General features: G+C 58.8%; 13 protein-coding genes and 3 pseudogenes. 7 read left to right on the top strand and 9 right to left on the bottom strand.

Annotated features, from left to right (window positions below):
• The first annotated feature begins 224 nt into the window (after window positions 1-224).
• A pseudogene (locus U5A57_RS34590) lies at window positions 225-932 on the top strand (DDE-type integrase/transposase/recombinase).
• A gap of 510 nt (window positions 933-1442) precedes the next feature.
• Here the strand turns inward: U5A57_RS34590 and U5A57_RS34585 are convergent.
• From U5A57_RS34585 to U5A57_RS34570, 4 genes and pseudogenes are all read right to left on the bottom strand, one after another.
• The gene (locus U5A57_RS34585; RefSeq protein WP_321916161.1) at window positions 1443-1949 is read right to left on the bottom strand and encodes a helix-turn-helix domain-containing protein; all 507 of its coding nucleotides are present in this window, start codon (window positions 1947-1949) and stop codon (window positions 1443-1445) included.
• Window positions 1950-2213: 264 nt separating this feature from the next.
• Window positions 2214-2882: pseudogene (locus tag U5A57_RS34580) on the bottom strand (alpha/beta fold hydrolase); the annotation flags it as partial.
• Between the two features lie 391 nt (window positions 2883-3273).
• Window positions 3274-4851 carry an aldehyde dehydrogenase (NADP(+)) gene (locus U5A57_RS34575; RefSeq protein ID WP_321916160.1) on the bottom strand — a complete coding sequence of 526 codons (1578 nt, stop codon included), beginning with the start codon at window positions 4849-4851 and terminating at the stop codon, window positions 3274-3276.
• A gap of 15 nt (window positions 4852-4866) precedes the next feature.
• Window positions 4867-5490 carry an isochorismatase family cysteine hydrolase gene (locus tag U5A57_RS34570; protein WP_321916159.1) on the bottom strand — a complete coding sequence of 208 codons (624 nt, stop codon included), beginning with the start codon at window positions 5488-5490 and terminating at the stop codon, window positions 4867-4869.
• 476 nt (window positions 5491-5966) lie between these two features.
• On the opposite strand from U5A57_RS34570, the gene U5A57_RS34565 reads away from it, so the two are divergent.
• Together U5A57_RS34565 and U5A57_RS34560 are read left to right on the top strand one after the other, a co-directional pair.
• Entirely contained in the window at window positions 5967-6152 is a 186-nt protein-coding gene (locus U5A57_RS34565) for a hypothetical protein (RefSeq protein WP_321916158.1), read from the top strand.
• 663 nt (window positions 6153-6815) lie between these two features.
• Window positions 6816-7388: a hypothetical protein gene (locus tag U5A57_RS34560; protein WP_321916157.1), complete on the top strand. Its 573-nt coding sequence runs from the start codon at window positions 6816-6818 to the stop codon at window positions 7386-7388.
• A 141-nt stretch (window positions 7389-7529) separates the two neighbouring features.
• On the opposite strand, the pseudogene U5A57_RS34555 reads toward U5A57_RS34560, so the two are convergent.
• Window positions 7530-7696: pseudogene (locus U5A57_RS34555) on the bottom strand (alkene reductase); the annotation flags it as partial.
• A gap of 1105 nt (window positions 7697-8801) precedes the next feature.
• On the opposite strand from U5A57_RS34555, the gene U5A57_RS34550 reads away from it, so the two are divergent.
• The 4 genes from U5A57_RS34550 to U5A57_RS34535 all read left to right on the top strand — a co-directional run bounded on the left by U5A57_RS34550 (window position 8802) and on the right by U5A57_RS34535 (window position 13660).
• On the top strand, window positions 8802-9254 hold the full coding sequence (locus U5A57_RS34550) for an HU family DNA-binding protein (RefSeq protein WP_321916156.1): 453 nt from the start codon (window positions 8802-8804) through the stop codon (window positions 9252-9254).
• Between the two features lie 351 nt (window positions 9255-9605).
• Window positions 9606-10040: an SET domain-containing protein gene (locus U5A57_RS34545; RefSeq protein WP_321916155.1), complete on the top strand. Its 435-nt coding sequence runs from the start codon at window positions 9606-9608 to the stop codon at window positions 10038-10040.
• Window positions 10041-10430: 390 nt separating this feature from the next.
• The gene (locus U5A57_RS34540) at window positions 10431-12161 is read left to right on the top strand and encodes a P-loop NTPase fold protein (protein WP_321916154.1); all 1731 of its coding nucleotides are present in this window, start codon (window positions 10431-10433) and stop codon (window positions 12159-12161) included.
• Between the two features lie 482 nt (window positions 12162-12643).
• The gene (locus U5A57_RS34535) at window positions 12644-13660 is read left to right on the top strand and encodes an AraC family transcriptional regulator (RefSeq protein WP_321916153.1); all 1017 of its coding nucleotides are present in this window, start codon (window positions 12644-12646) and stop codon (window positions 13658-13660) included.
• A gap of 44 nt (window positions 13661-13704) precedes the next feature.
• Here U5A57_RS34535 and U5A57_RS34530 read toward each other — a convergent pair whose 3' ends face one another.
• The 4 genes from U5A57_RS34530 to U5A57_RS34515 all read right to left on the bottom strand — a co-directional run bounded on the left by U5A57_RS34530 (window position 13705) and on the right by U5A57_RS34515 (window position 18034).
• Window positions 13705-14829, bottom strand: a complete 1125-nt coding sequence (locus U5A57_RS34530; RefSeq protein ID WP_321916152.1) for a porin — start codon at window positions 14827-14829, stop codon at window positions 13705-13707.
• Between the two features lie 158 nt (window positions 14830-14987).
• A complete protein-coding gene (locus U5A57_RS34525; RefSeq protein ID WP_321916151.1) occupies window positions 14988-16322 on the bottom strand; it encodes an MFS transporter in 1335 nt (444 codons plus the stop codon).
• Window positions 16323-16432: 110 nt separating this feature from the next.
• On the bottom strand, window positions 16433-17185 hold the full coding sequence (locus U5A57_RS34520) for a carboxymuconolactone decarboxylase family protein (protein WP_321916150.1): 753 nt from the start codon (window positions 17183-17185) through the stop codon (window positions 16433-16435).
• A gap of 27 nt (window positions 17186-17212) precedes the next feature.
• Window positions 17213-18034 carry an SDR family NAD(P)-dependent oxidoreductase gene (locus U5A57_RS34515; protein WP_321916149.1) on the bottom strand — a complete coding sequence of 274 codons (822 nt, stop codon included), beginning with the start codon at window positions 18032-18034 and terminating at the stop codon, window positions 17213-17215.
• Window positions 18035-18056 lie beyond the last annotated feature (22 nt).

Here is an 18056-nt window from a genome sequence, read left to right as displayed (position 1 = left end):
AAACATGGGTTAAGACGTATATGCGTCGTATGTGATCGTATCGCATGCGATGCAGTATGCCGGCAAGCCACACCATTGTCAAGCACATGAGATCTAATCGTATGCGATATTAATAATTGGACGGGATTGCTGACTGGCCCGAAGTTGTGGCCCATCAAGGGGCACCGGTCACAGCAAATGTTGGCTCTGCCGGCTTGACGGGGAGGCGGCGGTAGAATGAAGTGGTGAAGAAAACGAATTCGCTTTCTCACGGTCACCGCTTCCCAGCCGTCGTCATCAGCGGCGAGGCTCGCTGGTATTCCGGTTCAGCCTAAGCCATTGTTGCTTTAGCGTGATGTTGTGGTCACATACGAGACGATCCATTTCTGGTGCGACAGGTTCGCACTCGAATCGCCCATCGTGCCAAAGCGGCGAGGCGCAATCCTGGAAGAACATGGGATGTGGAAAAATGCTCGTGACGCTGCATGGGAGCCGTATTTGTCGCGGCGAGCGGTCGACGAGCATGGTGCTGAACTCGACGTGCCGGTGCACGAGCGGCGCGACGCCGCGGTAAAGCGCTTCTTCCAGCGGGTGTTGCGTTCAAACCTGCTGCCGCGCAAGACCGTTACCAACCAACTGCGCAGCTATCCCGCAACAAGGGCTGACATGCCCGAGCTCGCTCATGTGAAGCACGTCTTCGTCAAAGCGGCGGCACGCGTGAACAACCGTGCCGAGAACAGCGACCATTCGATCCGTAGAGGCGAACGCCAGATGTGCGCTTTTCGCGATGCGCGTCGCACGCAGGCATCCCTCTCATGCCTCAACCGAACAGGCAGCACTTTGCTTTGCCCTGACATCAAATAAACGCAGCATGTCATCGTGCCATACTCAAAGAACGCTTCGCCGCATGGCATGGTCGGACTGTTACTGCCGCACTCGAGGAAGTTGTCTGATAAGAATAACGACGCTTCAGCTCAGCAAGTTATCTTCGCCTGCCAACATCACAGAGCCTTGTGAATACCTCGGCAATCCTTTCGTCATCCTGCCATGCATATATGCGAATGCCGCGGAGTTCACCCGGACGATGCCGCTGAACCGAAGCGTGCCGCCCTCTTTCGGCTTTATCTTGGAACCATTGGTCGAATGGCGCATAGCCCTCTAAGCTGTCAGAAAACGGACCGCCTAAGAACGGTGTGAGGCCGTAGAGGGGTACATCCTCAATGTTTGGGAGGAGGACACTGACGCTCTCGCGCAAGCGCAGAAGAAGGTCCTCTGAAGTCTGGATTGTATATACGCGATCAACAAACCCACGAACCTTCGCCTTGTCGTGGATCCCACAGCTCTCAGTGACTAATGCGCCCCAGCGCGACGCACGTGGCGACAAGCTCATCGGTCACCAGCGCCTTGGGGCAGTAGGCGCTTATTGAGCCCGAAAGCAACACTCGCACATCATCGTATCTGCGTCATGCTGACTTCAGTGCTTTCGCTGCCTCCTGTCGCGCAGCGCGCTCCTGTGCGTATGAGGGACTCAATTCGGCCTTCAGATCGCTGCGCTTCAATGGTTCGCCACACGCCTGACAGAAGGTGCCAACGCCGGCATCGTGGCCACAGGTGAGATGCGTATAGCGCACCGCAATGTCCTCGCCCCGTGACTTGCACCAAGTTTCGCCCCATTCGCGCAGTGCCAGGATGACAGGGTAGAACGCTCGGCCCATCTCCGTGAGTTCGTATTCGTAGCGGGGCGGCTTATCCATGTAGCGCTTGCGCTTAATCACGCCGTCTGCTTCGAGCCGTTTGAGGCGCGCGGAGAGCATCTGCGGGGTTGCCTGCGACTGCGCCAGCAGGCTATCGAATCGTCGATTGCCCATGAAAAGTTCTCGCACGATCAGGACAGCCCACCTGTCCCCAATGATGGCCTGAGACCGTGCGACCGGGCACAGCGTATCGTTCATTTCAGGCAGCCCAGCCATTCGAACCTCCTTCGAAATCACATTGCCTATTACATATGATAATCATATTGATTATAGCATCGTACAGTACACTGGTGCTCCGGTCACGCATTCCTTTGAAAGCCTGCGACGTGCGCAGATGCCTTTCACGCTAGTGTCAAGGCGCCCGCCGATCACGTTGCCAACAGCTCTTCATCACTTCTGCTCGTTGGCTCTGGCTTTTCTGTTTCCTGTCACGACTCACGTGTGCGCGTTACGTTCTCTGTCGGCATTCAATACAGCCTGTCACGCGGCGTCCAAAAACAACTGCGCATGACTGACAAACAATTCGGGATACTGGAATTGTGAGCCGTGCCCAGAGTCGGGATACACGATGAGCTGCGCGTTCGGGATACATTGCGACAGCGTGAAGGAATTGACCGTCGGCACCATCACGTCGTTGCTGCCGTTCACCACTAGCGTTGGCTGCTGAATCGTCTTAAGGTAGACGTACCGTTCGCCACGCTGCTCGCGCCATGTGAGGAGCGCGGCCACCTGAGCCTGAGCGGTCTGAGGGGAGGAAGGTGGATCCTGGTCCTTACGCTGGTGGCGACGCTCCCAAAACGCCCGCCCCGCTGCCTCGCTCGATGCCGAAGGTGAGAAGAACAGAAACAGGAAATCCTCCCGGTTAGGTGTCGGGTTGCCCGCCACCTTGAGCACCTTCGGATCCGTCCCCGGCTCGCCGTTACGCGGAGCGGTGCCCAGCAGGATGAGCTTTCTAACTAGGTGCGAGTGGCGCAGCGTGAATTCCTGTGCGATATAACCGCCGATCGAGAAACCGATCACATCGACCTGAGACACTCCCAGAGCATTTACGAATACCGCAACGTGATCCGCCATTTCTTCAATCGTATTGGGCGTCTCGCCGGTAGAACTCGCCACGCCCGCGTTGTTGAACAGGATGATTGGCCGCCCTTTGGCAAGCCCATCCGTTACAAGTGGATCCTAGTGGTCCATCCCGCCTCGAAAATGTTGCAAGAACAGGAGCGGTGTGCCCGTATCCGCGCCGAAACGCCGGTACACGTATCGGATTCCATTGGCCTCGGCGAAACGCGTGGGGGCCGTAACATGAGTGTCCGCAGTCGTACTTTTTCCGTGGGTTAGCTAATATGGTGTTGAGCCGCGAGTCCCCCGCGGTTGTGTACCGCAGGGCCCTCGGCCGTCACCAGGTTTCCGCGTCGCGCATGAAGCACAACGTCGGATCTTTCACCGGTAGCTCGGCTCCCAAACTCTCCGGTGTGAACGGATTCCGACAGAAGCGAATATCACCGCCAATCACGTTCACGTTACTGAGGATGTCCGTCTATCACGCTTTGGACAACTCTCCATCGGTGAGACGCCAGATACCGAGAGGATTGTTATGCTGCAGGGCTTCCGGCAGCAGTTCGTCGGGAAAGCCCTGATAACAAACAGGTCGCAGGAAGCGCTCAATCGCACTCATGCCAACCGAAGTGAATCGACTGTCCGAAGTTGCGGGAAACGGGCCGCCGTGAATCGATGCATATGACACCTCTTGCGGATGCGCAAATGCATTAACAACGATGCGCCCAGTACGACGTTCGAGAACAGGTAGCAGGCGTTCAGCGAGCGCATAGTCGACCGGATCGATCTGCATTGTTGCCGAGAGTTGGCCGCGAAACCGCCGCGCGATGGCGATCAGTTGCTCTACATCCTCGACCCGCACCAGCAGCGCAGCCGGGCCAAAGACTTCCTCCGACAATGTGGGTTTGTCGAGCAAGCATGCGCCGTCGACCTCGAAGAGAACCGATTGACCGTCCCACTCACCATGTGGTTCACCGCCGGCTGCAATTTGCACCGCACCCGCATTGTTCTGACGCTCCAGGTTCTTGCGATATGCCATGTTGATGCCTGGCGTAAGCATCGTACGCGCCTGCATTTCGTCGACGCGGAGCATCATCGCGTTCTTTAGTTCAAGGTAACCCGGGCCGTCCACGGCGAGCAGGATTGCCGGCTTCAGGCAAGCCTGACCAACGGTGACGAGCATGCGCTCAGTAAAGCCGTCGCCGATTGCGGCGCCACGCGCGGCAAGCGCGGCCGGCAGGACAAAGGTCGGATTGACGCTCGTCATTTCCGTAAAGACCGGTATCGGGTCCGGGCGCCGCTGCGCGCGCCGGAACAGCGCCATTCCACCGCCCTCAGAACCCGTAAAGGTCACGCCCTTGATCAGTGGATGATCGACCAGCGCTTCACCGATCTCGTTACCGGCGCCACGAAGCAGTGAAAACACCCCTTCATGCAGGCCAGAATCGCTCACAGCCTGCTGGATCACACGCCCCATCAGCTCCGATGCACCCGGATGTCCGTTATGCGCTTTCAGGATGACAGGACAACCTGCGGCCAGCGCCGACGCAGTGTCACCGCCCGCGACCGAGTATGAAATCGGGAAATTGCTTGCGCCAAAGATCGCAATCGGACCCAGTGCGATTTTCTGCATCCGGTGATCCATCCGTGCGCGCGGTTGCCGGGCCGGCTGAGAGGGATCGATCGTTGCCTGGCGAAAGCGTCCTTGTCGGACGACGCTCGCGAACTGCCGGAACTGAATCGCCGATTTCGCAGCCTCTCCTTCGAGCTGAGCGACCGGCAAGCCGGTCTCAAGTGAGGCGCGCCGCGCCAACTCCGGTGTGATGGCATCGAGGCCGTCCGCGATACGCTCGAGCAACGCAGCGCGCACGGCAAGACTTGTGCGGTTATAGCTCTCGAACGCGTCATCAGCCAGTTGTACCGCACGATCGACCTGTTCGATTCCACCAAATGTAAACAGCGGTTCAATCTCGAGATTCATCACTGGATTCAGCGCCATCATTCTGCCGGCCGTCCCCGACACTTCCTGCGCGCCAATTAATAAATTACCGGTTAGCTTCACTAGTTATCCTTACAATTAGATGGGAAGCGCGGCAACCATCTGTGCCGTCGTCAGGATTGCATGGGCGAAGGTCGGGCCGTTCAAATCGTGTGCGGCACGCATCATTTCCTTGGTGAAAGCGGCCGTTGCATCTCTGACAAGCGTCACGTGATAGCCCAGTTCCATCGCGAAGCGGCTCGTGGACTCAATACATGTATTCGCCAGCAGGCCGACTACGATCACATGCGTGATCCCTTGTTGTTTAAGCTGGAAGTCGAGGTCGGTATTCGCAAACCCGCTTTGGCCCCAGTGCTCGTGAACGATGATGTCGCCTTCCTGCGGCACGAAATCAGGATGCCACTCTCCTCCCCACGTACCCTTGGCAAAAGTCTGGCGTTGCTGCACGAGGCGTTGAGTCGGATTCGGGTGATCCCAGTTGTCGTAGTCACCGGCCTGCCAGCGTCGATGCGGGACGTAGATGATCTGAATATCCGCTTTCCGCACGGCCTCTACCGCGGCGCGGAGGTTGTCGAGAAGGCGGACGTCTGTGGCGACATCGCGGAGCATTGGGAACAGCTTGCCGCCGTCCGAAAGAAAGTCGTTGTACGGGTCGACCAGCAACAGTCCCGTACGCTGCGCTTCATAAACAAGATCGGACATTTCAGTACTCCATTCACAAAGTGTGTGCGAACAGCTTCGCGTCGTGCAGTCGTTTTGGACTGCTTTTGTTGGACGATTCGTGATGCCTTCACGCATCACATGGTCCCGCCAATGATATAACTATGATAATCATATCGTCAAGATCATGTGAAGCCTTGCGGCTAGTTTTCGTCCAGTCGACAAAGCTCGCTATCCGCGTCTGGGCCGCGTCAGTTGCCGATCTTCGTATCGATTGCATGATGGCTGATGGAGGCCAAGACGATGCCTTTTCAGTGATAGGAGGGGCGCACCGACAGCCATAACTCTCCGTTCAATGGAATGCTCTCATTTACATCCATTCGGATACGCATGCGATTAAATCTCATCCGCCTTATGCCACAGCTAACTTTGCGCATCTTACTCCACGCTGCACTTGACACTATGAATGCCATAGTTATATAGTCGCAGCGCGTGTCCACGCATAGGAGGGATTCGTCATGGAAGAGATCGAGAAGATCCTCGTCTCAGGCAACGGCCACGCCAAGCCCATTCGCGCTACCGATGACCAGCGTGGTGGGCACGGCGCGCTCGAACTCAAGCTGTCAGCATCCGCCGTCGAACGCCTGGAATTCACCGCCACCGAGCTACACCCGATAGCTGAGAAATTGTTTGCGGGCACCTGATCGGCCTGTTACGCGACAGTATTCGGGAAGGTGCCCAGTAGAAGAAGATCACACTGGCGCCCGGCTACTCCGTGGACATTCAGCTAAGCATTGGGTCAGCCGGAAAGGCTTATTGCCTCAGTGCCGAGTTCATCGTCCGGTTGCCAGGTCTGGCAACGGTAGTCTTCGAGGACCTCCTGTATCTGGTCCATCAGACCTGCCCATACTCGAAGTCTGTGCACGGCAACATCGAGGTCAACACAAACATCGTCACAGTGTGAACGGATGAGGCACGCGGTATCACTAAACGCCTTTTGACGAAGTTCCGTCAGGAACGAAGAAGTGTCGACGCCACGTGGGTCGGTTACGAAATCGTCGAGGCGTCGGCCTGAAGATGTGACGCAGACACTGGTTGAAAGAAGAGCCGCGCCTGTTCAACGGGTAATCGCAGCATTGAAGTGATTAGGCATGCTCGTGAATTGGCGCGTTCACAACGGATCTAATAAGGAGACGAAACCTTCCACGATTGCAAATCAACTCACCGCCGTAGCCTTACGTAGTCTCCGTGAGGAACTATTGCTGAACTCCGGCCAGGTGCCAGGAATCAGCGTACAGAGGGAGCAGATCTGGTCACCAGCCGAGCCGCAGGAACAGGCAAATACAGCGCCAGTCTGGGGGAATTCCATGGTGCAAGCGATCATTCAAACACTTGCACAATTGGGGCTTAATCTGCCGTTGAGCTCGGACACCAACACTGGGGTCAAGCCATCCGATACCAAAACGGCCGCAACTGGAGGCACCCAGTCGACTAACGCGAGTTCGCGTGACACATCGCTACCAGCGGCCGATATTGACGCGGTCTTCGAGAATTTTATCGGCCAGATTCTCCAGATGGCTTCAAGCGCGCAGCAGGACGGCGCAACGTCTTCGGCATCGCAGAGCGATATGGGGAGCATCGTGAACGAGGCAACTACAGTGCACTACTCCAATCCCCTTGCTCAAGCGCTTGAATCACTTGCTCAGGCTGTTGGCGCGCGTAGCAGCGAGCCCAGAAACGAAAGCGCAAACGGTGGCACCGGATCAACAAAGTTGGACTCGACTATCTCTAGCCTAGAGCAGAATTTCAACACCCTTTTTGACTCATCGAGTACCGAGAACGCGGCATCGCTACAGACTTTTTTAGAGAAATTTGCCAGCAACGTCGCTCAAGAGTCGGCCTCGCAATCCAGTGTTACTTTCGTGCGAACGTCCGCGTGAGACCGGTCGAAGTGGGGTGAAACACGCGCCCAACAGGGACAGGGGTATCCTTTGATGAAAGCACCAAATGGAGAACAGTGTCGCTCGCCGAAGCGAGACAAAGCTTTGCCTCGCATCGATATCCACCGGCCAGGCCTGCGATTAAGCCGCCATTTCCAGAACGGAGTAGTCCGTATAACCGGTTTCCCCTTCCGCGTCGTATATCGAAGGATTGTGCTGGCTCAATGGTGCATCGAGTTCGAAGCGGCGCACCAGGTTCAGGTTGGCGATAGACAACTGCCCCATGCAACGGCATCCGCTTCACCTGCACTATCGTGAACCCGAGCACCTAGCCCCCGCCAGTGGCTGGACATGCTCGACGGGCCAACAACACATCCCCTGCTTATAGATTTTATATGCGTGCACCTGAGTGTTCACGCGAGGAGGGTTGTATCTACTGCGGCGGCTGCACAATCTGGAGCTCAGCCCGAGTTTTCCATTTCAAGCAAAGTTGGTATTACCGGGAGCTTGTCCGGCAAGCAATTTTGTGCTGCAAAGTACGATTGCAACCGAAGTTGTATTGCAACGCGCGCCGAAACGGTCATCTCGGCAAAGCTTAATCCACCCTTTCACACGACTAAGAATGCAGAGCACGGTCCCGATGACTGTCCGAAAAACGCGCGAACTTTGCTTGCAAAATAGACACAAAATTACTTGCGTGAGCGCTCAGCTCTTCACGCAAATACGTCGTCAAACAGCACCATAAAGATAATCCTTCTTATCACAAGGCATCTATTTTTCTATCAAACTACGCAACTTCAAAAAAACGCCGGATGTGGTCGCGCGCCCCGCCCTCCGATGAACCTGTCGGCCTGCCCGGTCCCTCGATCCGTGGGGGGAGGCCTTCCAGAGGCACTGTCGCATTGTCGTGTTGATGACGCAGTAGACGATCGAGCGCACCACCCGCTCAGGCTGGCGAGCATTTTCTCCAGTCCGTGTGAATGGCTTTGGCCATGTAGACGGCCGCCTTTCTGAGCGGACGTCCGTTGGGAGCTGGGCAGTCAATCATCCTCGGCGGCCTTTTTGTTCCGCGCGCTGCTTGAGGTGGTCCTGAGTTGCCACGTGTGTCCCGTTCGGCGATGCCGCAAAGCGCCGCAACCTGGGTAGCTGCCTGCCTTACCGATACGCAAATGCGTGCAGTGGCACTACGCGGTTCTTCCTGTTCAGTCGCGGCTCTCACGCGCGGCCCCTGCGAAATCGGGCGTACGTCATAGGTTTTTTTCGCTGGCGATGAAGAAACGGCTTGCCAGAAGGCGTTTTCCTGTTGCGAATCGCGAAATCCGTTGATACGCTTAGCGCCAGCTTAAGACGGTGCAGTAACGCGAGGCGTCGTGCACCGTCTTAAGCGGTTCTCAACCTGATAGAGGATTATCCATGGCAACGAAGACCGCAACGAAAGCCCCGAAGGCTGCAAAATCGGCCGCACCGAAGGCAGCAAAGCCGGCAGCCAGGAAGGCCGCGCCGAAGGCTGTTACGCCGGCGAAGAAGGCTGCGACCAATGGCGTACTCAAGCCGCTGAAGGAAACGTTCACGAAGGCCTCGTTGGCAACGCACGTTGCCGAGCAATCCGGTGTCGATCCGAAAGCAGCCAAAGCCGTTCTGGCTGCGCTCGAAGACACGATTCTGGGCTCGGTGCATAAGAAGGGTGCAGGTGAGTTCACGCTGTCGGGCCTGGTGAAAATCGGCGTCCAGGCTGTCCCGGCGAAGAAAAAGCGCTTCGGCAAGGACCCGTTCACCGGTCAAGAGCGCTGGTTCGATGCAAAGCCGGCAACGGTGAAGCTGAAGATTCGCGCGCTGAAGAAGCTGAAGGACGCCGCCGCAGCCTGAGGCCCGTTGCGACGTTGACAGGAAGCCCGCAGAGCGGGCTTTTTGTTTTCTGGGCACCGCCACCGTCATCGAGGCTAATCATGCGCTGCTTGCGGGAACCCTAAGCCGCGCGTCACTCACAACGGTGCGCCACAATTGCGGCACGCTTCGGCCTCAACTACCTCAAAATATGCACAGCGACGAGGTCAAACTTGAGAGGCAAATAGCCGACGCGTTTGCGACGACGAAGTGAGCGCCGAGTGGCCCATATGTGCCGGCCCATGACCGGACGCCCGCTACGATCCACCGTCACATGTTGGGAGACATTGCTGCCGCTATACTCCGGAACTCCCTTCCTCACACTTTCCCGGCATGAAGCGCGTTTCCGTTCGGCACTCTCCCATTCACGGAAAGGGTGTCTTTGCCCTGCGGGCGCTTTCCGTCGGCGAGCGCATCTTTGAGTACAAGGGGCTTGTCACCACCTGGCGGGAAGCGACCCGCACGTACGCGCGGCGCGCCGACGCCGGGCACACTTTCCTCTTCGGGTTGTCGGATGGCCGCGTCATTGATGGCGGCCGCGGCGGAAACGGCGCAAGGTGGCTCAACCATGCGTGCAAGGCGAACTGCGAGGCGATCGAGCAATCAGGCCGCATCTACATCAACGCGCTCAGGGACATCCAGCCCGGCGAGGAACTGTTCATCGACTACGCGCTCGAGATCCCAGCGAAAGCGCGCGATTCAGCCAGCGAGTACACCTGTCGCCGCGGCGCCAGGCGTTGCCGCGGCACCATGCTCGCTCCAGTCTAGGTTCGCTCCGCAGACGGTTCCCATCAACGCAGTACGCTGCGACTGCGGGGCCAGTGCCTGATGTGCGGAAGCTTCCGCACATCAGGCACAACGAACGCGTCAAAGCCCGTGGTTCGCACTGCATGTGGCCGTTGGGACATTATTTGTTCAACGCGCCGTTGCCGCCGCAGTGCCGGTGTCGGCCATTTGCTGCCGGTCGAGAACGGCAGCTTCGGATCGGCCCATAAACTCGCGGTGGCCCGGTGCTGACTTAGAATTGCGATATGACGACGCGTTCTCCTCGAATCTCGAACAATCCTCACAGGAGCTGGCTGGTCGACTGCGCCAGTGATGCAACCCAAACGTCGTACTGGCGGGACCGCCTGCTGGATTCAGCACCGAATAAAGCAAATGACGATCGAACAATCTAAAACGCAGTTGATCTCGCTCATCGACAACGCCGACCTAAAAGTCATCGCGCTGACAGGCGCATGGGGCACCGGCAAAACCCACCTCTGGAACGAGATTCGCAAAGAGTCGCAGGACCCGATTGTCGAAGGCGCGCGCTACGTGTCCCTCTTTGGCTTGAAAGATATCAATCAGCTCAAGCTCAAGGTGGTCCAAAGCGCGCTCCCAGTAGGCGGTGACAGCAGCTCGTTGACCGAAGGTCTGATGAAGACTTGGAAGGTCAGCGTCGACGCCTTGAAGAAGGTCCACGAGGGCTTTTCGGCGCTCGACGAGCTTGCGCTGGTAGCAGTTCCTGTCGCCTTGCGCAACCGATTCGTAGTCGTCGATGACATCGAGCGCAAGCACGCCTCGTTGTCAGTTGACGAGGTCCTGGGCTTCGTCGACGAATACTCTCAGAATTTTGGTACGCGATTCCTCTTAATTCTCAACTCGGACCAGTTCTCCGCACCTACCGACAGCGCGCTCTGGGCGGCGTTCCGAGAGAAGGTGGTCGAAGAAGAACTTCGTTTCACGCCGACACCTGGGGAGGCGTTTGACATCGCGGTTCCGAACTTGGATAGCCCTTACCGCGCGACGGCCAGGACTGCGGTGGACGCGTGCGGGATCACCAATATCCGGGTCATCCGCCAGGCTTACCGTCTTGTGGTTCGGCTCCTCGGTGCGACTGGGGACATGCCTCTCGCGATACAGGCACGAACTGTTCCCTCGATTGTGCTCATTTCTGCTCTTGCAAACAAAGCCATCAAGGACGGGCCGACTCTGGAGTATGTCGCAGGCTACAACCGAGGTTCTAGCGACTTTGTGAGGCGCTACCTCGGGCAGGAAGGCGATGCGTCAAAGGACAAAGCCGAGGACTCAAAGCCGGCCGCATGGAAAGTTCTGCTGTCAAAGCTAGGGATCAATTCTTCGGACGAATTTGAAGAACTGGTTGTTGCCTTCGTTTGCGACGGAAAGCACGACGCAAAGGCGATTGAGGCCATCGTCCAAGGCTACCAACGCAATGAGAATCGCACCGAATCTAGAAATCTCGCGCACGCATTCTTTGAACGTTTCAATTGGGACGTCACAGACTGCGACGACGATCTCGTAGCTGATGCGGTCAAGCTCATCACCAGAGTTGGCGACCTTGACGCCTACACTGTCACGGCGCTCGGAAAACAAATGGCCGATCTACCTGGCGGTGCCAAACTTGAAGAAGCTTTGATTGATGGTTGGTTGGCTCACTTCGCGACCATCGCCGACAAGGCCGAATTCGGGGAATTACCGTTCCGTCAGCCGCTACACCCAAAACTTAAGGCAGCAATCGACGATGCGCGCGATGCTCGAACTCACAGTGCGACCGTCGTCGATGCCATCAAGCACCTTCTTGAGAACGACGGATGGGGCCATCGGGAAGAAGCGGCGATGAGAGCGGCTACGATCGACGATTTCGAGACTGCGATGCGCACGTTGAAAGGTCGCGATTTCAAGCTTTTCGTACTCAAAAGTTTGGACATTCTCGAGCAGCACGAAATGTACGAGAAACACTTCGGCCAGGCTGGGATGAATTTCTTGGAAGCATGCCGGCGCATCGTCAGAGCCGAGAAAGAGAACCGTTTCGGACGGTTGTTGCGAACGTTGTTCGCAGAGAGCAAAGTTCCAGCGCTTTTGGCCGAGGGCGGAATTGAAGCCTAGCCCCAGGGGTAGACAGCGGTTGACTGCAATGCAGCGGTACCAGTGCGACTGTCCCCGGCCCTCTAAGGGGCAGCAAACCTCCATCGGGAGCACGGGCCTGCGGCGACATCTCCTTCGTCGCTCGACTGTACGAGCGTCAGCTTCTGGGCGCCCAAACCCGTACTGCCGATGTCGGGTATGGGTGGACTTCTGCCGAATGCGGTCGGATCGACGCAGCAACCGTCGTCGGCTCACCGTCGGACCGCGTTCGGCCAGGAGCGGTCGTCGGACTTCGTCGAAGCCTTGACGCTGGAATGTCTCCTTGACTGCTCCGAGCCGACGCTCGATCCACGTGCCGATCACCCACGATGTCTGTCTATTCACACATGAATATTTGCCGGATTGGCGACCAGGTGCGCCTGAGTTGCAGGATAGAATATCCAGTACAGACCATCTCATAGCCTCGGAGCCCGGTCACTGCCAGGCGCCGGAAGACCGAATCAATGCGGACCCCGACAGCGGAAAAATCCATCCCGATCGGCGCACTCAACTCGCTGCCGGCGGTTATGCGCGAGCACGGCACGGACCCGTGGCAACTGCTCGAATCGTTCGGCGTAAACCGCGAGGCGATGGCGTCGCCGCTCAATCCGCTGTCCACGGTGACACACGGACGGATTCTCGAAGCGGCGGCGAAGAAGATCGGCTGTGAGCATCTCGGCCTGCTGCTCGGGCAGAAGGCAGCGCTCGGCAACATCGGGCCGCTGCGCTTTCTCGTGCTCAACGCGCCCACGGTGCGCGAGGCCGTGGAAAACCTGATCGAGTTCTGCGGCGTGTGGTATCGCGGACTGCATGTGCGCATGACCGAGGAGGACGGCTATGCGTGCATTTCGCTCTCGGTCGACAGCGGCATTCCCGGCGCGAAGCATCTGCTCACCGCGTACCTTGCCGCGAATATCCGCATTCTCGAGCTGATTCTCGGCCGCTCCTGGCATCCAACGCTCGTGAGAATCGCGTACCGCAAGCCGAAGTCGAGTGCGCTCTACGAGCGCTATTTCCAGGCTCCGGTCTGGTTCGGTCAATCGCAGTACGAAGTGCTGTTCCCGCAGGGGCTGCTCGATCAGGCGAGGAAGAGTCACGATCAGGAACTCGGCCGCTTCCTGCGTCAGCATATGACTGAGTTGCGCTCGCGGCAGGCCGACGATTTCAGTTCGCGTGTGCGTCATGTCATCGAAACGCTTTTGCCGGACGGCTGCACTTCGACGAAGGTCGCGGAATTCTTCGCGATCCATCGCTTCACGCTTTATCGCCGTCTCGATGAACAGGGAACGAGCTACGAGGCCCTGATAGAGGACGTGAGGCGCAATCTCGCGGATCAGTTGCTCGCGCAAACAGACCTGCCGATCGCCGATGTCGCGATGCGGCTGGGCTACGACAGCCAGGGCAACTTCACGCGTGCGTTCAAACGCTGGCACGCTGAGACACCGAGCAACTGGCGTAAACGGCCACACGCCGCGCGATGACGAGTGAAGGTCCTCGCGCGGCGCAGTGCTGTCCTTTCGAACGGTCAGAAGTTGTGACGCATGCCCATCATGACGGCCGTGGTGCCGTTGCCGGGCGCGACGGGCTGACCGTAGGTGATGGTCTGCGTCATCTCGCCGTGATTGTTGACCCAGCCAACCTGCGCATAGACCAGCGTCTGCTTCGAAAGGCTGTATTCAGCGCCAGCAGCCACTTCGAGCGAGTTGTTCGCCGAGTGGTTCTTGTCGGTGATGTAATAAGCGCCGCTCGTGATCCGGAAAGCGGGCGTGAAGCGATAGCCAAGGCCCAGCGAATAGAGGTCGAGATTGACCATGTTGCGATGGGCGGGATTGGACCCGTTGCTATACGAGCCGGAAATCGAGAAGTCGTGGACCGTATAGAGCGCGCCAAAATACCAGTAGCGGTTATTGTTCAAGCCCGTTGGTACGGAGTTGGCGCCCGGATTGGTATCGTGCCCGTTGTAATAGACGGCGGCAAGCTTGAGCCCGTAGCCCGAGTATTTCAGCACAGCGGACTCGCGCGTGTTGCCCTGCAACTGCCCGGCAACGCCACCCGGCGCATATTCCAGCTCGGCCGTGACACCGTGAAATGCGGGCGAACGATAGACGAGCGCATTGGAATCGTACAGCGCGCCAATCGGGCCGTTCGTACTGGTGCCAGGCCACCCCGCGGCCGTGTTCAAGCCGAGCCATGCGCCAAGAATGCTGCCGAAATACTGTGAGGCACGAACATCCGTGTCCGCCATCGCGTAGATCATTGGCACGATCTGGCGGCCCGCCGTGATCGAGCCGAACGTGCCGCTCACACCCACACTCGCGATCTGATTGAAGAAGCCTGGCACGCCCGCCGTGTCCGAGAGCCCCAGTTTGCCAGTACCGGAATCGAATACGCCCTGAAGCTTGAAGGTTACCTTGTAGCCCGCGCCGATATCCTCGACGCCCTGCATGCCCCAGATGCTCGAATAAATACCTGCGTCCTTGTAACGCCAGATCGCGCCTTGATTCTTCGCCGCTGGGCTGAACGAGGCCGCCGCGGTGCTCTGGTAAAGCAGTCCCCCGTCGATCGCGCCATACAACGTGACTGACGATTGGGCATGTGCTGCGGCTGCGCACGTCGCTGCCGTCATCGCGATCATCAACTGCTTTTTCATGTCGTCTCCTTTGTTATGGTGATGCCACTGCGTTTGAATCGGTGATCCAGGTCGTTCGGCATTTCGCGTCGGCTTTCTGCGGCGCAGCAGCGCCCCTGCGCCCGACGAGGGCGCATGGAGTCGTCAGTTGAGACTTTGGGGACGCGGTGTGCGAAGACCTACCTGCGGCGCTCGCGCAGTGCGCTCGCCGGAATACCGGCCAGCACGACGACTGCGCCGACGATCAGCATCGCGCCGATGAGGTCGAAGGCAAAATAAAGGCTGCCCGTGGATACGCGGATCGCGCCCACAACCATCGGGCTCACCAGCGCCGCAAGCGAGCCCACGCTGCTCACGAGGGCGATCCCCGCTGCCGCCACGCGGGTGCTGAAATACGCTGGAGGAATGGTCCAGAAGACGGGAACCGCCGCGAGGCACGCGCCGGCGCCGAGCACCATGCAGATCATCGACAGCACGAGATGCGCGCTCAGCAGATGCATGAGGAGAAAGCCTGACGCCGCCGTGATCATCGTTGCCGAGAGGTGCCAGCGGCGCTCTAGCCAGCGGTCGGAACTGCGGCCGATCAGGTACATCGCGAGCGCGCCGATCACATAAGGCGCGCTCGATGCGAAGCCGATGCGATGCATGTCGTGCCGGCCCGCGCCTTGCAACAGCGACGGCATCCAGTAAGCCACCGTGTTGGTGCCTGAGTAGATCGTGAAGAACACGATGCCCGGCAACCACGCGCGAACATCGCGAATCACCGTGCGCAGCGAGGGGCCGCGCGGTGCGTCGTGCCTTTCGTCGTTGCGAAGATTGGCGATCACGACGGCCTTTTGCCGCTCATTGAGCCACTTCACGTGAACGGGCTGATCATCGAGCCAGAACCACGCGAACGCGCCCAGCACAATGGCAGGAATGCCTTCGAGGAGAAAGAGCGCCTGCCAACCCTTGAACATGTGCCAGCCGTCGAGCCTCGTCATGATGAGGCCCGCAATCGGCCCGCTCACCATGCCCGCGACAAAGCCCGCCATGAAGAAGATGGACGTGACCCGGCCCCGCTTCCACGACGGAAACCAGTAACTCAGATAGAGAATCACGCCGGGAAAGAAGCCCGCCTCGGCCACGCCGAGCGCGAAGCGTGATACGTAAAGCTGCGCCGACGTGGAGACGAGGCAGGTCAGCATCGTGACGATGCCCCACAAGACCATGATGCGCGTGAGCGTTGCGCGCGCGCCGACACGCTGCATATACAGGTTGCCCGGAATCTCGAACAGGATGTAACCCACGAAGAAGGCCGTGGTGCCGATCGCGTAGGCGGCATCGTTAAGGGCAAGGTCCTGCGCCATGCGCAGCTTTGCGAATGAAATGTTAATGCGGTCGATCGAGTTGACCGCATAGGCGAGGAATAGAAAGGGCAACAGGCGCCACGCGATCTTTCGATACGCCAGTCGCGAATCTTCCGACGAGGCCGACTCGTTCGCGGCCTCGGCCTCGATGGCCGCTTGACTCATGATTTCTCCGACTACAGCTATGGGGCGACGGCAATGCGCCGCGAGAATTGAAGTCCCGCACGCACGTTCTTGCCGACGTGTCGTGCGGGAGGCACGGCCCATTCAAACAATCAGCGCCTTGCGCGCGCGTGCTCCATGCATTCGGCGTCGAGCAACGGCACGGCAAGCTCGCAGGCTTCGATACCCTGCAGGCTGACGATCTTCAGCACTTCGAGAATCTGCCCGCGTGTGGCGCCCAGTTCCAGCGCCGCCTTGATGTGCCGCTGCGTGCCGTGCGAATAGAGGTGGGTGACTGCCGCGTCGCCTGCAATGCAAAGCAATTCAATCCACAACGGCGGAAGGATGTTGTCGCGCCAGAGTCCAAGACCCATCGCCAGAAATTTCTCCAGGTACTGCGGGTCCCAACGATAAATCGTTTCCCAGAGAGGATTGAACATGCCGCTCTCGCGCACCCGGTCGCACACCGGCGTATAGGCGAGCGGCGCGGGCTCGTCGGGCAAGCCCGCCTGGGCCAGTTCTTCTTCGAGAATCGGCACGCCGAGCGCGCAGGCATGGATGCCCACTACGCTCGCGAGCTTGAACACCTCAAGGATTTGTGCGCGCGTCACGCCAAGCTTCAATGCCGCGCGCACATGCCGCCGCACGCCGGGCGCATACAGGTGCGTGGCCGTGACGTCGATGTTCAGGCGGATCAACGCGACGAGCTTCGGGTCCAGCACATCGTTCGTTTGCGTGTCCACGCTCAATGCCATGAGCGATTCGATCCACGCGGGGTCCCACTGCGCGAGCGGATCGAGCGCGGCATCGGCGAGGCCCGCCGCCCGCATCGCATCGTAGTGAGGCGTGCCTTGTGACTTTTCCATAGCGTGTCGAATAGAGTGTTGACAGATTCAGATCACCGAGCCGCCATTGGGGCTGATGATCTGACCGACCAGATAGTGTTCGCCCGCGAGATATACGACCGTGGACGCGTACTCCTCGACGGTGCCGAAACGACCCAGAGGGCAGTTCTGCCACAGCCGGTTGCGGCCGTCCTCGCCTATCCTGTCGAGATAGTCGTTGAAGGCCGGCGTGGCGACGCCGCCGGGCGCCATGGCATTCACGAAGATGTTGGCGCCCGCGACCTCGAACGCCACCGAGCGCGTGAAGGCGATCACCGCACCTTTCGTCGCGCAGTAGTGCGGGCTATGGGCGCTGCGCGTCGACAGTCCGGCAATCGACGCGATGTTGATGATCTTGCCGTCGCGTTGCGGCTCCATCAGCTTCAACGCCTCGCGCGTGCAATAGAACACGCCGTGGACGTTGACGCCCCAGTAGCGGTGCCACTCCTCGTCGCTGATCTCGCTCGTGAAGCCCAGCGACTGGCGCGGCATGGGCGTCTGCATGTAGGCATAGAGCTTGTTGCGGCGCTCGGTGTCGATCGGTCGATTCGGCGTGAGCGCGGCGTTGTTGACGAGAATGTGCAGCGTGCCGAAGCGCGCGACGATCTGCGCGAAGAGGTGGCTTACCTCCTCGCTCGACGATACATCACATCGCACTGCCAGGCACTGTGCGCCGCGTGACGTGACCGCCTTGTGGGCCGCGTCAATCGCGTTCTCGTCGATATCGCATACGATGACATGTGCGCCTTCGTCCGCGAGTGCCACCGCACACGCAAGACCGAGACCAGGGCCAACACCCGTCACCAGTGCTACCTTGTTCCGTAATTTCATGACCATGCTTTCAACTCGCGAA

The organism is Paraburkholderia sp. J11-2 (genome assembly GCF_905220185.1).
In the GTDB taxonomy this organism is placed as follows: domain Bacteria; phylum Pseudomonadota; class Gammaproteobacteria; order Burkholderiales; family Burkholderiaceae; genus Paraburkholderia.
The sequence above is the reverse complement of the archived record's forward strand: the minus strand, read 5'-3'. Positions and strand labels throughout refer to the sequence as shown.